The 12,894-nt window shown below is 71.2% G+C and carries 12 protein-coding genes; 6 read left to right on the plus strand and 6 right to left on the minus strand.

Translation table 11 applies throughout. The annotated features are described in order from the left end of the window. Positions 1-595 precede the first annotated feature (595 nt). The 3 genes from ACFV9T_RS41700 to ACFV9T_RS41710 all read left to right on the plus strand — a co-directional run bounded on the left by ACFV9T_RS41700 (position 596) and on the right by ACFV9T_RS41710 (position 3,421). The gene (locus ACFV9T_RS41700) at positions 596-1,801 is read left to right on the plus strand and encodes an exo-alpha-sialidase (RefSeq protein WP_385448879.1); all 1,206 of its coding nucleotides are present in this window, start codon (positions 596-598) and stop codon (positions 1,799-1,801) included. Next, a complete protein-coding gene (locus tag ACFV9T_RS41705; protein WP_385448881.1) occupies positions 1,794-2,483 on the plus strand; it encodes an SDR family NAD(P)-dependent oxidoreductase in 690 nt (229 codons plus the stop codon). Before ACFV9T_RS41700 ends, ACFV9T_RS41705 begins: the two co-directional genes overlap by 8 nt. A 134-nt stretch (positions 2,484-2,617) precedes the next feature. Then, on the plus strand, positions 2,618-3,421 hold the full coding sequence (locus tag ACFV9T_RS41710) for an endonuclease I family protein (protein WP_385448884.1): 804 nt from the start codon (positions 2,618-2,620) through the stop codon (positions 3,419-3,421). A gap of 12 nt (positions 3,422-3,433) precedes the next feature. Here ACFV9T_RS41710 and ACFV9T_RS41715 read toward each other — a convergent pair whose 3' ends face one another. Continuing rightward, the gene (locus ACFV9T_RS41715) at positions 3,434-4,084 is read right to left on the minus strand and encodes a ScbR family autoregulator-binding transcription factor (protein ID WP_385448887.1); all 651 of its coding nucleotides are present in this window, start codon (positions 4,082-4,084) and stop codon (positions 3,434-3,436) included. Between the two features lie 167 nt (positions 4,085-4,251). Between ACFV9T_RS41715 and ACFV9T_RS41720 the strand changes: the two genes are divergently transcribed. Together ACFV9T_RS41720 and ACFV9T_RS41725 are read left to right on the plus strand one after the other, a co-directional pair. After that, on the plus strand, positions 4,252-5,112 hold the full coding sequence (locus ACFV9T_RS41720) for a ScbA/BarX family gamma-butyrolactone biosynthesis protein (protein WP_385448891.1): 861 nt from the start codon (positions 4,252-4,254) through the stop codon (positions 5,110-5,112). Between the two features lie 303 nt (positions 5,113-5,415). After that, positions 5,416-6,093: an HAD family hydrolase gene (locus ACFV9T_RS41725; protein WP_385448894.1), complete on the plus strand. Its 678-nt coding sequence runs from the start codon at positions 5,416-5,418 to the stop codon at positions 6,091-6,093. Between the two features lie 26 nt (positions 6,094-6,119). On the opposite strand, the gene ACFV9T_RS41730 is transcribed toward ACFV9T_RS41725, so the two are convergent. The 4 genes from ACFV9T_RS41730 to ACFV9T_RS41745 form a co-directional block, all read right to left on the minus strand. After that, on the minus strand, positions 6,120-6,674 hold the full coding sequence (locus ACFV9T_RS41730; RefSeq protein ID WP_385448897.1) for a hypothetical protein: 555 nt from the start codon (positions 6,672-6,674) through the stop codon (positions 6,120-6,122). 81 nt (positions 6,675-6,755) lie between these two features. Further along, positions 6,756-7,751 carry an SCO0930 family lipoprotein gene (locus ACFV9T_RS41735; RefSeq protein ID WP_385448898.1) on the minus strand — a complete coding sequence of 332 codons (996 nt, stop codon included), beginning with the start codon at positions 7,749-7,751 and terminating at the stop codon, positions 6,756-6,758. Positions 7,752-7,946: 195 nt separating this feature from the next. After that, on the minus strand, positions 7,947-9,461 hold the full coding sequence (locus ACFV9T_RS41740) for an NADH-ubiquinone oxidoreductase-F iron-sulfur binding region domain-containing protein (RefSeq protein WP_385448900.1): 1,515 nt from the start codon (positions 9,459-9,461) through the stop codon (positions 7,947-7,949). Continuing rightward, positions 9,458-10,198 (minus strand): hypothetical protein, encoded by a 741-nt coding sequence (locus tag ACFV9T_RS41745; RefSeq protein ID WP_385448903.1) that lies wholly within the window; start codon positions 10,196-10,198, stop codon positions 9,458-9,460. Before ACFV9T_RS41745 ends, ACFV9T_RS41740 begins: the two co-directional genes overlap by 4 nt. Before the next feature lie 496 nt (positions 10,199-10,694). On the opposite strand from ACFV9T_RS41745, the gene ACFV9T_RS41750 reads away from it, so the two are divergent. Continuing rightward, on the plus strand, positions 10,695-11,873 hold the full coding sequence (locus tag ACFV9T_RS41750; RefSeq protein WP_385448905.1) for a PucR family transcriptional regulator: 1,179 nt from the start codon (positions 10,695-10,697) through the stop codon (positions 11,871-11,873). A gap of 106 nt (positions 11,874-11,979) precedes the next feature. Here ACFV9T_RS41750 and ACFV9T_RS41755 read toward each other — a convergent pair. After that, positions 11,980-12,894, minus strand: a 915-nt coding sequence (locus tag ACFV9T_RS41755) for an RNA polymerase sigma factor (RefSeq protein ID WP_385448907.1), incomplete at its 5' end; no start/stop codon positions are given.

The raw sequence follows: 12,894 nt of genomic DNA on the forward strand, positions 1-12,894 counted from the left end.
CCCTGGACTCCCGAGCTGGGGGCTTCGCCCCTGGACCCCCGCCCTGGGGGGCTCCGCCCCTGGACTCCCGAACCGGGGCTTCGCCTCCGGGCCCCCGAGCTGGGGGTTTCGCCTCCGGGCCCCCGAACCGGGGTTCCGCCCCTGGGCCCCCGAGCTGGGGGTTTCGCCTCCGGGCCCCGGGCTCCCCGAACCGGGGCCCCGCCTGCGGGTGCCCGAACGCCTCGGACCCCGGACTTCCGAACGCCCCCGGGTGCCTGGGATTCCGGGCGGAACTCCGCCGCGTTGCCCAGGCCGCAGGCCGGGGGAGAGGCCCGGGCCTCCGAACCAGGGGCTTCGCCCCCGGGCGCCCGAACGCCTTGGGTGTGTCCCGGCCGCGCGCGGCCGGGTGCCGGATGGCGCCCCGCCGCGCCGCCCCGGCCGCAGGCCAGGTGCCGAGGGAGGGCACTGCCCCCACCCGGGCCCCGAACGCCTCGGGTGTGTCCCGCGCGGCCGGGTGCCGGGGTGCCGGGCGGCCGGGGTGCCGTGCCGACCCGGCGCCCCGGGGCGATGACGTACGCAGACCTACCACCGCACACCACGAGGGAGCACGGCGACCATGACCGGCGAGCATGACATCGCGATACCGCTGACGGACGGGCGGCTGCGGCCGCGGCAGGGGGATTCGGGGCGGCTGGAGGCGTTTCTGCCCGCGCCCGCCGTCCAGAACCATGCCGCCAACCTGACCGTGTTGCCCGGTGGCGACCTCGGGTGCGTGTGGTTCGGCGGTACCCAGGAGGGCGTGCCGGACATCTCCGTGTGGTTCTCCCGGCTGGCACCGGACGCCGACACCTGGTCGGAGCCCGTCCGGCTCTCCGACGACCCGGCGCGCTCCGAGCAGAACCCGCTGCTGTTCCCCACCCCGGCCGGTGAGCTGTGGCTGCTCTACACCGCCCAGCAGGCGGGCAACCAGGACACCGCCGAGGTCCGGGTGCGGGTGTCGGGGGACGGCGGGGAGACCTGGGGCGCGCCGCGTACCCTCTTCCCCGCCACCGGCTCGGGCGGGGTGTTCATCCGTCAGCCGATCGCCGTACTGGACGACGGGCGGTGGCTGCTGCCGGTGTTCCACTGCGTGGCCACGCCCGGCGTCAAGTGGGTGGGCGACCACGACACCAGCGCGGTGATGATCAGCGACGACGAGGGCAGGACGTGGCGGGAGCGGCCCGTGCCCGGCTCCACCGGCTGTGTGCACATGAACGTGCACCCGCTCCCGGACGGCACGCTGCTGGCCCTCTTCCGCAGCCGCTGGGCCGACGCGGTGTACCGCTCGTACAGCACGGACGGCGGGGAGAGCTGGAGCGAGCCGGAGCCCACGGAGCTGCCCAACAACAACTCCTCCGTGCAGTACGTCCCGCTCGGCGACGGACGGCTGGCGCTGGTCTACAACCACAGCAGCCGCGCGGACGCGACGGCCCGCCGGGTCTCGCTCTACGACGAGATCGATGAGGACGGGCTGGCGGGCGACTCACCACAAGCCGAGGCCGAACGGCCCGAAGACGCCCCCGGAGCCTTCTGGGGCGCGCCCCGGGCGCCCATGACCCTCGCGCTCTCCGCCGACGGCGGCCGCACCTGGCCCGTACGGAGGGACCTCGACGTCGGCGACGGACACTGCCTGACCAACAACTCACGCGACCGGCTCAACCGGGAGCTGTCGTATCCGACCATCCGGCAGACGCCGGACGGCACCCTCCACATCGCGTACACATATCACCGCCAGGCCATCAAGTACGTCCGCGTCAGCCCGGACTGGGCCGCGAATGGCTGAGCCTCACGCCGTGGTCACCGGCGCCAGCTCCGGCATCGGCGCCGCCATCGCCACCCGGCTGCTGGACGAGGGGTGGCGGGTCACCGGGATCAGCCGTACGGCCCCGCCCCACCCGCACGACCGGCTGCGCTGGCTCCCGGCCGACCTGGCCCGGCCGGAGGAGCTGCCCACCGCGCTCACCCCGATGGCCGAGGACGGCCCGCTGGACGCCCTCGTCCACGCGGCGGGCGTCCAGCGCTCCGCCCGGCTGGGCGAACTCGACGCCGAGGACGGGTCCCTCATGTGGCGCATCCACGTCCAGGCGGCCACCGTCCTGGCGGACACGCTGGTGGACCGGGTCCGGGACGGCGGCAGGGTGGTGCTGGTGGGCAGCCGGACGATGACCGGCGTACCGGGCAAGAGCCAGTACGCGGCCACCAAGGCGGCGCTGACCGGCCTGGCCCGGTCCTGGGCGGCCGAACTGGCGCCGCGCGGGGTCACCGTGAACGTGGTGGCACCGGGGCCCACGGACACCCCGATGCTGCGCGACCCGGGCCGCAGCCGCACCCCGCCCGTCATGCCGCCGCTCGGACGGCTCGTACGCCCCGAGGAGGTGGCCGGTCTGACGGCCTTCCTGCTGGGCCCGGAGGGCGGTTCGGTGACCGGTCAGACGCTGGTGATGTGCGGGGGCGCCTCGCTCTGACAGCCGCGTCCAGGGCTCAGGCGGTCATGGCCCTGACACGGAATCTCTTCTTGATGTTCACCATTGGACGATCCTGTGTCTGACACTCTTTCGGTGATCGAACAACGGTCGTAATCGGGGAGAGGACACCACACATGACCCGTGTGACCCGCTGGAAATCCCTGGCGCTGCTGGCCGGAGTCGTGACGGTAGCCGTCACGGCGCAGACCCCGGCCACCGCGGCACCCACCGCCACCGCCACCGCGTACGACGACACGTACTACCAGGACGCGATAGGCAAGACCGGGGAACCGCTGAAGGACGCCCTGCACCAGATCATCAGCAAGGACGTCAGCAAACTCTCGTACGACGAGGTCTGGGACGCCCTCAAGAAGACCGACGAGGACCCGGACAACTCCGCCAACGTCGTCCTGCTCTACACCGGCCGTTCCCAGAGCAAGGACTCGAACGGCGGAAACGCCGACGACTGGAACCGCGAACACGTCTGGGCGAAGTCACACGGCGACTTCGGCACCGCCACCGGACCCGGCACCGACATCCACCATCTGCGCCCGACCGATGTCTCGGTCAACAGCACCCGTGGCAACAAGGACTTCGACGAGGGCGGCTCGGAGGTGGAGGAGGCGCCGGGCAACCGCACCGACGACGACTCCTTCGAGCCCCGCGACCAGGTCAAGGGCGATGTGGCCCGGATGATCCTGTACATGTCGGTCCGCTACGAGGGCGGCGAGGGCTTCCCCGACCTGGAGCCCAACGACAAGGTCGACAACGGCAGCCAGCCCTATATGGGGCGGCTCTCCGTGCTGAAGAAGTGGAGCGACGAGGACCCGCCGGACGCCTTCGAGAAGAACCGCAACCAGGTCATCTACGACGACTTCCAGCACAACCGGAACCCGTTCATCGACCACCCGGAGTGGGTCGGCGAGATCTGGAAGTGACCCGGTCCCGCTTCACGCGCCCCGGGCCGCCGCCAGCAGTTCGGCGGTGTGCCCGGGGTGTCGAGGGGCGGCCTGCAGCGAGGGCAGCAGCAGGGTCCACAGTTCGACCAGATGGTCCTCGACGAGCCGCCGCCCGTCGAGGGCCTCGGACACCGTGTGCAGACCGAAGAAGGCGCAGACGATGGTCCGGGCGGCGGGCAGCGGATCGACATGCGCGGCCAGCTCGCCCTCGCCGTGGGCCCGTTCCAGCATGGCCCCGACGGCGTCGATCCAGCCGATGAACGGGGGCGGGAACGGCGCGGCGATCAGCGAGCGCTCGGTCCACAGCCGGGCGCCCGCCCGCACCACGATGTCATCGCGGAAGGCGCGGGCCACCGCGAAGCTGAGCCGGATGAGCTGCTCCAGCGCGGGCACCTGCGGCCCGGTGTGCCGGTCGATCAGGGGCGGCCAGGTGGCGAAGTGTTCCTGCACCACGGCGAGGGCGAGTCTTTCCTTGCTGGTGTAGTGGAAGTAGATGGCGCCACTCGTGTGACCCGACCGGGCGGTGATGTCGCTGATGCTCGTCCCGGCGTATCCGCGTTCGTCGAAAAGCGATGCGGCCGCTTCCAGAAGAGACCGGCGTGTTTGTTCGGCCCGTTCTTGCACGTGTTCGTCGTCCTTCATCAGCCGGTCGGGTGTGACGGAGTGAACTTAGCGGACTTTCGGCCGCTGATGGTGATGAGGACAGACAGGTCAAACATTATTAGTATTTTATGGTGATCGTTCGTGAGGCTCGCGGCCTTTCGGAGCCGACCGGTCCCACCGGTCGGCCGCTCAGCTGGTCCCGCACCGTGGCACGTGAGGCCGTGCACCGGGTCTCGGTGGCCGAGGTGCTGCTCACCGACGTCCGCACGCTGGGTGACGGACGGTTCGAGGCGGCCGCCCAGTGGCCCCGCTCCCATCCGACGTTCCCGCACGGCGGGGACGGTCGGCACCACCCGCTGATGATCGCCGAAACCCTACGCGAGCTGGGGATCTACATCCCGACCCGCTACTACGCGGTGCCCGCGGGCGCGCACTTCCTGATCCGCGACCTGTTCTTCCGGCTCGACCCGGAGACCGAGCCCCGCGCCCCGCACGGGGCCACCGACATCACCTGCCGGATCGCCGTGACGGACGTCCGTACCGCCGCGCCCACCGGGCGGTTCGTGTCCGGGATGCGGCTCGACGTCGGCCTGTGGGCGGGGGGCAGGATCTTCGCGCGGGCCGGGGGCACCGCCCGCTTCCTCGACGGCACGGCGTACGCGGAGACCCGCTCCGCGCACTCGGGCCAGACCGCCGGGCGCAGACTGCGCGCCGCCGTACGGCCCTCACCAGCGCAGTTGGGCGTGGCGGCGGCCCGGGACGTGCTGGTCGTACGGGACGGGGGAGTGGTGTATCTCGACCCCGCGGACCCGCGCCACCCGTTCTTCTTCGACCACTGGAGCGACCATGTGCCGGGGCTGGTGCTGCTGGAGGGCGCCCGGCAGGCCGCGGCGGTGGCCACCGGCGGGCTGCTGCTCCGCCCCCTGGTCTGCCGGATGAAGGCGATCCGTTTCACCGAATCCCATCCGCCCGCCGTGGTCGAGTGCGTCTCCCATGGCCGAACGTGTGTCTTCCGGCTGCGCCAGGCGGACATCTGCACGGCGGTCGGTGTGCTCCAGTACGGCTGACCGCACAGCTGGCCGACGAACACGCCGTGCTACGAACGCGATGACCTAGGAACGCTTCGTGCGACGAACACACTGAGCGACGAACAAACCGCCGACGCTCAGTTACCTCTTGCTTACCCGGAGTCATCTCACTAACGTAGTGATCGTTATGTTTCGGGCAGGCAATTCTTCGCCTGTATGGCTTTCCATGCCGCGTCCGGCATTCCGCGACGCAGCGCCGCCCTGAAATTCACCGCGCTGCTCCCCGTGGCTTACAGGCATTTCCTGCGCCGATCCCCCCATCTCTCCTGGAACGGCAGGCAGATGACAGCAGAAACCCTTCTCGCATGGACCCCCGCCGCCATCGTCTTCGACTGCGACGGCACCCTGATGGACTCCGAACGGCACTGGGAAAAGGCCCGCGAAGTCGTGCTCGCGGACTACGGGAGCGTCTGCGACGAGGAGTTCGCGCGGCGCACCAAGGGACTCCACTACACCGAATGCGGCCGCATGATGGCCGAATTCGCCGGGTTCCCGGACCTCGCCGACGAGATCACCCGGCAACTCCTCAGCGCGTTCCGCAGACTGGTGGCGGACGACCCGGTCACCATGCCCGGCGCGGCCGAACTGGTCCACAAGGCCGCCGCGTTCGCACCGCTCGCCGTGGCGAGCAACTGCCCGCGCGACGTCGTCGAGGACGGGCTCTCCAAGGCCGGGCTGCTGCGCTACTTCGACCATGTGCTGGTCCCCGGTGGGGAAGTGCGGCCCAAGCCCCATCCCGATGTGTATCTGGCGGCCGCCCGCCTGTGCGGTGCGGCCCCCGCGGACGCGCTCGCCGTGGAGGACTCCCACTGCGGCTTCCTGTCCGCCTCCCGCGCCGGGCTCAGGGTGCTCGGCGTGGGTCCGCGCAAACCGGTCGACGAGCGCCCGCCGGTGGACCTGTGGGTCTCCACGCTCGCCGATCCCGACCTGCTCAAATGGGCTGACTCCCGGGCGGCTTGAGGACCGAAGGGGGACCGTGTCGCCGGTCAGTCCATCTTCATCCCGTCGTGGGACGAGGAACCGCCGTGGGACGAGGAACCACCCTTGGACGAGGAGCCATCCTTGGACGAGGAATCGCCCTGGGACTTCGACCCACCGTGGTGCATCATCGAGCCCTGCTCGATGTCCCCGCCGAGCTTCGCGCGCAGCGGCTTGAGGGATCCCGAGGACAGACCGGTGACCGACCAGCGGGCGCCGACCAGATACGTGCCCCCGTAGTCCTTCGAGGTGTTCAGCCAGTCCTTCTGGCCCTTCTCGGTGGCGAAGGTGACCATGGTGTACCGGTCGCCCTTGCCGGACTGGCAGGAGCCCTGGCGCAGCTCGTCCGCCTCGGTGACGATGGTCGCCTTGCAGCCGATGGCATCGGCGATCTGCGTCAGGGCCGCCGGCTTCCCGGGCTTCCCCAGCTCCTTGGCGGCGGGCGCCCGGTCCTTCTCCGGCTTCTTCACGTGGGCCTGGCCGCTCCCGCCGCAGCCGCTCACCACGCCGCTCGCGAACAGCACTGCCGCGCAGAGCGCGGTGGCACGAAGTGCGCGTGACACATCAACCTCCCGTCGGGTCCGGCGGGGAGCCCGGAGCGTGTGCGCTCCCGGGCCCCCGCCGGGGTGGACCATCATGCCGTCTTACTGGGTCACCTTCTTGCCCTTGTCGTCGAGCGCGAACCACGTGCCCTTGACGCCCTGGCCGTTGGTGTCCCCGGGCTTCTTGTCACCGGCGAAGGTGTACAGCAGCCAGCAGTCGAAGGCGGCCTGCTTGGTGCCGTCCGGGCGGGTGAAGGAGGTGACCTTCGAGGCGTCCACCCCGGCCACCTTGGTGGTGTCGACGGCCTTGACCGGCTTCCACGTGTTCAGGCAGGCGGCGTCGACACAGGCCGTCTTCATCGGCCAGGGGGTGTCCTTGTCGAACCGGTAGACGGTCATGCCCTTGCTGTTCACCATGATCTTGCCGAGGTCGGCGTTGTTGCTGACCATCAGCTCCAGGGCGCCGCCCGCGGCCTTCTTCCCGGCCGGCTTCCCGTCCGGGGCCAGCGCGTTCCAGGTGCCGCCCACGCCCTGGCCCTTGGTCTCGCCCGCCTTGGTGTCGCCCGCGTAGCGGTAGACCGGCCAGCCCTCCAGGGTCAGCTGCTCGGTGCCGTCGTCGCGCTTGACCTTGCCGAGCTTCTTGGAGTCGATACCGGCACCGGCGGTGGCGTCGTCGGCGGGCACCGGCGGCCACTTGGTGGCGCACGCGTCGTTGCAGTTGGACTTGGCCGGCTTGGGGGTGTCCTCGTCGAACCGGTAGAGGGTCAGACCCGCGCTGTCGGCGACGAACTTGCCGAGCTTGGCGTCGGTCTTGACCGCCAGCTCCTTCGCCGGGCTCGTCCCGCCACCGGCGGAGGAGCCACTGCCCGCCGCCGCACCGGTGTCGCTGGAACCACCGGTCGCGCCGGCCCCCGCGGCCGCCGCGCCCGCACCCGCCGACGCCGAAGCACCCGCGCCCGCACTCGCCGCCTGGCTGCTGCCACCCACGGGCTGGACGTTCGCGCTGCCCGCGGAGGTGTCATTGCTGCCACACGCCGCCGTCAGCATGACCATCGCCACGGACATTCCCGCGAATGCGATCTGACGCCGCTTCTCCATGACCACTCCCTGCGAAATCCTTCTCGGTGTCCGGCGGTGAAGGCGCCGACGCCATGTCCATACGGAACCCGGGCCGACCGTCGTTCAGCCAGTTAAAAATTTGTCACCAGACGCAAAAAACGCTGGCCGCGTGAGCGCACAGCAATCGACGGCCGTTGAACAACGGCCGTCGTGGAAGGGGTACTTCGCTGCTGTCTACTCCTCGATGCGCAGCGCCAGCGCGGGGCAGCGGCGCACCGCGCGCACCGCCTGGGCGCGCAGCTGGCGGGGCACATCCATCCGGGCGGAGGACGGGTAGCCGTCGATGCCGAGCGTCAGCACCTCGGGCGGCAGGATGTCCGCGCACAGCCCGTGGCCCTGGCACAGCGACCAGTCCACCAGGAGCTTCTCCGTCGGGCCCCGCTGCTGCCGCTCACCGCGCGGCGGCGCGGCCGCCGGACCGGGTGGCAGGGCCAGCGGCTGGGACTCCTCGGGCAACGGCAGCACACCCATCGTGGGCCGCCCGCAGCCCGCGCCGAGCGCATGGGACTCGAACTCCTCGGGAAACGCGTCCAGCGCCGTGGTCACGAAACCGGCCGTACCGTCGGGATGGCTGCACGCGCCGCGCTTGCGCACCGAGTTGATGTACGCGCGCACATTGTCGATGGACGACTGGCCGCCACCCCGCTCCACCTGCCCGATCGCGTCCGCGAGGGCGGGCAGGCCGATGAAGCACGGGCCGCACTGACCGGCCGTCTCGGCGGCCAGCCAGCGGGCCACCCGCGCGGTCTCGCCGAGCGGGCAGGTGTCCTCGGGGATGGGCAGCACGGCGCCCGCGCCCAGCCGCGCGCCGTACTTCTTCATGGACTCGCGCGAGATCGTGGTGGCGTTGATGCTCTTCGGGTCCAGCCACTTGCCGTGGTAGCCGCCCACCAGCACGCCCTGGCCGGGGGAGAGCCCGCACAGCTCCAGGACGTAGGTCAGCGGCACCCCGGTCGGCGTCTCCATCACGTACTTGCCGCCGACCGTCAGCAGCGTGGTGCCCGGTTCGGTGGGCAGCCCCACCGAGCGGTACGGCAGGGCGCCCATCCGCGCCGCGATGGCGAGCTGGGCGTAGGTCTCGGTGTTGGACAGCAGGGTGGGCAGCCCGCCGAGACCGTTCTCGCTGGACCGGATCTTCCGGCCGTTGGGGATGGCCGGGGCGCCGCTGATGCCGTTGATGACGGCGCCGCCCTCACCGGCCACGAACCGGTCGGGCGTGAGGGTCACCGACACCGGGACCCCGCTGGGGCCGCGCTCGGCCACGGCGGCGTTCAGCGACTCCTCGACGTCCGGGCGGTGCACCGCGATGGCGACCTCCTCGGCGCCGATCGCCTCGGCCGCCAGCGTGGCGCCGTCGATGACCAGATGCGGGGTGTGCAGCAGCAGCGCGGTGTCCTTGAGGCAACTGGGCTCGCCCTCACTGCCGTTGACCACCACGTTGCAGCGGCCGCCCGCGCGGCCCGCGGCCTCGACGACCGCGGTGACCTTCTTGGCGAACGGGAAACCGGCGCCGCCGCGCCCGCGGAGATCGATGTTCTCCGCGAGCGCGACGAGTTCGTCCGCCCGCAGGGCGGGCATGGTGCCGTGCACCGTCAGGTGGCCGACCCGGTCGAGTCGGTAGGCCTCGTCCAGCCCGGCCAGCAGCCGGGGCGGATCGACACAGGCCAGCCTGGGCTTTGTCTTGATCACCGGTCCCACCCACGGGAGGCACCGAGCCGCTCACCGTCCCGTCGGCCCGAGTCGGCCGAGCGGGGGCGGGGAACAGTGGGCGCGGCGCGCCGGGTGCGGCCTTCCTGAAGGCCGCGGGCGGGCGGGTTCCTCACCGAGATGCCATCCCCTCGATCGTCGTCCTGGCTGCGCCGGGCTGCGAGCCGCATCCACAGCGCGATGGCCACTCCGGCCAGTGCCGCGATGTAGCCGTATGTCGCCCAGATCTTGGCCTCACGTCCGGCCTTCAGACCATGGACCAGCGCGAGGCCCCAGGCGGGGTAGGCGCCCACATGGAGCGCCCGCCACCACCGGTACCGCCAGCGGGAGTTGCCCGCCGCGGCGAAGGAGCTGCGGACCGCTCCGGTCACCGCCGCGATGACGAAGAGGTAACCGGCAATGGTTCCGAGCCCGATCAGGACCGGCTGCTTTGCGTCAGCGAACGGTAGCACGATCGAAGCTGCGTTCGTGTGGCTCTCGGCGACCTTCACCCAGATGTGAATGCCGAGAAACAGCAGGCCAGCGACTGCGGCCGCCCGGTGGATGCCCTGGGCGATCAACCGGTGGTTGGAGTGCAGGATCAGCTGGTCGGTCGCGGCGAGCCCCCACAGCACCGCGGAGCTGAGGCAGACCAGGGCGAGCACTCCGGCGCCGAAGTCGAGGAACAGGAACGTCTGGCTGAAAGCGCCGGCGTTGTACGTCACGATGAGGGACAGCACGAGGGTCGCGACGATAGCGTAGATGCGGATGTTGCGGGACCAGCCGATACCGGGCCGGTCCTGCCGAGTCCGGCGAGCGGCTCGTCGTCCCCCAGGTGCTTGGCGTCCCCCGTGGCGCCCCTGTGAGGGAGAAGGCGTTTGGGACATGGACATTGGAGCCTCCCGATCGCGCGTGTTCGCGCGGATGACGAGATACGTCAAAGTCGTCTTGGGGGCAGCAGCTTCTCGGAACTACACGTGATCTCCATAAGATTTGTCGTAACGTGACAACTTCTCGTGTATGAACACTGCCCAGACCGTCTTCGGCTGATCCACTGTCATCCCGATGGCAAAGACCCGGCAAAGCGCCGGGACCGGTAGGCGCGGGGGTCCTCTATGAGGTAGCGGAGGACCCTCGACTCCCATTCCGGTCCGGATGAAGCCGGAGACGGAGGCAACCTCCACGGGTCCGACCGACCCCCCAACGGTCGGGCCTCCCCCCGGCAAGAACGAGGTAATGATGGGCGAACTGGTGAACCGCATCTGGTCCCGCCCCCGTGGCGAGTGGACCCGCGTGCTGCGCAATGAACTCCCGTCCCTGGCCGACGAGGTGGTCGAGAACCTCCGGCAGAGAATCCCGGGATTCGCCGACCTTCTGGAGGACACTGAGCGCGAAAAGGTCCGCGGTGAGGTCGAGCAGGCCATCCTGACGGCGCTCGGCTACCGGAAGGCGGGCGAGGAGGGCGCCGGGACACTGGCCCTCTCCGACGCTTCGCACGGCGAGGAGCCGCTCACCGACATCCCGCCCGAGCGGGCCCGGCGCGATCTGTTCGAGGCCCTGATCGGCGAAGTCTCGGTGTCCGAGCGGACGTTGGCCGAGTTGTCCCGGGCGGCCCGCTGGCCGCTCCCGGAGACGGTCCAGGCCATCGCGCTGCCCACCCCGGGCGAGGCGCCGCCCCTGGCCGCCGTGCTGGGCGACACCCTCATCGGTGCCGTCGGTGACGAGCTGTGCATGCTGATCCCCGACCCGGACGCGGACGCCGACCCCGCCCCCGACCAGGGCGCGGACCGGCTCCAGGACGGCGAACGGGACCCGGACCGGGAGGCACCCGCGGACCCCGGCACCCGTGGCGCGCTGGAAGCCGCGCTGCGCGGCCGGACCGCCTCCGTCGGCCATGTGGTGCCGTTGAACGACGCGGCGTCCTCGGTCCGGTGGGCCCGGCGGCTGCTGACCATGGCCCCCGGCCGAGGTGGCGCCGAGCCCCGGGTGCTCTTCGTCGACGACCATCTGTCGATGCTGCTGCTGCTCCAGGACGAGTCCCTGGTCCGGGCGTTGGCCTCGCGCTGGCTCAAGCCGCTGGTCGGGCTGACCCCCCGGCAGAGCGAACGGCTGCAGATGACCCTGCTGGCCTGGCTGGAGGGCGGTGGCGCACCCGAGGCGGCCAAGGCGCTGAAGGTGCATCCGCAGACCGTGCGGTACCGGCTGCGCCAGATAGAGAAGCTCTTCGGCCCGGGTCTGCGTGACCCGCGAATACGGTTCGAGCTGGAGATGGCGCTGCGTGGCCGCAGGCTGATGGCGCAGATGGACCGCATCCGGCGCCACGCGTCCCGGGTGAACCGACGCCCCCGTACCGGCGCTGCCCCAGGCGTCCGTCCGCTGGGCATCGCCCGGGAGGCGCGCGTCAACGGCCTCTGACCCATAGCGACACCACAAAGCGACACCACAAAGGGCTGCCGACCGCGCGATCGCGGTCGGCAGTCCGGTGTGCGTGTGCGTGCGTGTGCGTCGAAGTGACGTGCTCTCAGTTCACCCCGGCGCCCGCCGTGCGCATCGCGGCGTTGAGGCCCAGCAGCTCCTTGTACGCGTGGGCGCAGAAAGCACACTCCGCCAAGTGGCGCGCCAGCGCGTGGCCACGTACTCCGCCACGCCGCACCGAGGCGCCGATCATGGCGCTGAAGTGGCGGCAGCGGTCGTTCGCCGCGGACTCCAGATGGGACTGCAGATACGACTCGCGCAGCCCCTCGCGGGCGCGGAAGGCCAGTGAGGTGACCCCGCTGGGGGAGATGCCCAATAAGGACGCCACGCGCTGCGGCGGTTCCTCCTCGACCAGGGTGTGCCACAGCACGGTCTGCCACCGCTCGGGAAGTCTGCGGAAGCTGTGGATGAGCAGCTGACGGTCCTCGCGCGCCACCAGATGCCACTGGGGGTCGGCCGTGTGCGCGTGCTGCCGCCACGACTCGAAGTCCGCGGTCAGCAGGACCTGGCGCTCCCCGTCGCTCCATTCGAGCGCGGTGTGGCGCACGACGGTCAGCAGGTACGGCCGCCACGGGCCGCGTGGGCCGCCGCCCGCCCTGACCGCCTGGAACGTGCGGATGAACGCCTCGGAGGCCAGGTCCTCGGCGTCATGGAGCGCGCGGCAGCAGGTCCGGGCGTACGAGAGCGTCGCCCGGTGGTGGCGCCGGTACAGCACGTCGCCCGAGGCGGGGCTGGTGGCGCCCGAGGCGTACTCGTCCCTGAGCCGCCGGGTCAGTTCCTGGTCGGGGAGCGAAGCGGCGCCGGTGGCGGAGACCCCCCGCACGCACGGACCGCCCGGCTCCCGGGGGGCGGGAAGGACCGGACGGTCGGGGTGGCCGGGGTGGCCGGGATGGTGCCCGTCGGGATCGTCGGCGGCCGTGTCACCTGCCGCCCGGTGGTGCGACGCAGCGCGGCGCGCGCC

This window comes from Streptomyces sp. NPDC059850, from assembly GCF_042731515.1.
Taxonomy (GTDB): domain Bacteria; phylum Actinomycetota; class Actinomycetes; order Streptomycetales; family Streptomycetaceae; genus Streptomyces.

What these genes read in the sequence shown, in the direction of transcription:
- ACFV9T_RS41700 (WP_385448879.1), top strand. Translation starts at nt 596, where the DNA reads ATGACCGGCGAGCATGACATCGCGATACCGCTGACGGACGGGCGGCTG.
- ACFV9T_RS41705 (WP_385448881.1), top strand. Translation starts at nt 1,794, where the DNA reads ATGGCTGAGCCTCACGCCGTGGTCACCGGCGCCAGCTCCGGCATCGGC.
- ACFV9T_RS41710 (WP_385448884.1), top strand. Translation starts at nt 2,618, where the DNA reads ATGACCCGTGTGACCCGCTGGAAATCCCTGGCGCTGCTGGCCGGAGTC.
- ACFV9T_RS41715 (WP_385448887.1), bottom strand. Translation starts at nt 4,084, where the DNA reads ATGAAGGACGACGAACACGTGCAAGAACGGGCCGAACAAACACGCCGG.
- ACFV9T_RS41725 (WP_385448894.1), top strand. Translation starts at nt 5,416, where the DNA reads ATGACAGCAGAAACCCTTCTCGCATGGACCCCCGCCGCCATCGTCTTC.
- ACFV9T_RS41735 (WP_385448898.1), bottom strand. Translation starts at nt 7,751, where the DNA reads ATGGAGAAGCGGCGTCAGATCGCATTCGCGGGAATGTCCGTGGCGATG.
- ACFV9T_RS41750 (WP_385448905.1), top strand. Translation starts at nt 10,695, where the DNA reads ATGATGGGCGAACTGGTGAACCGCATCTGGTCCCGCCCCCGTGGCGAG.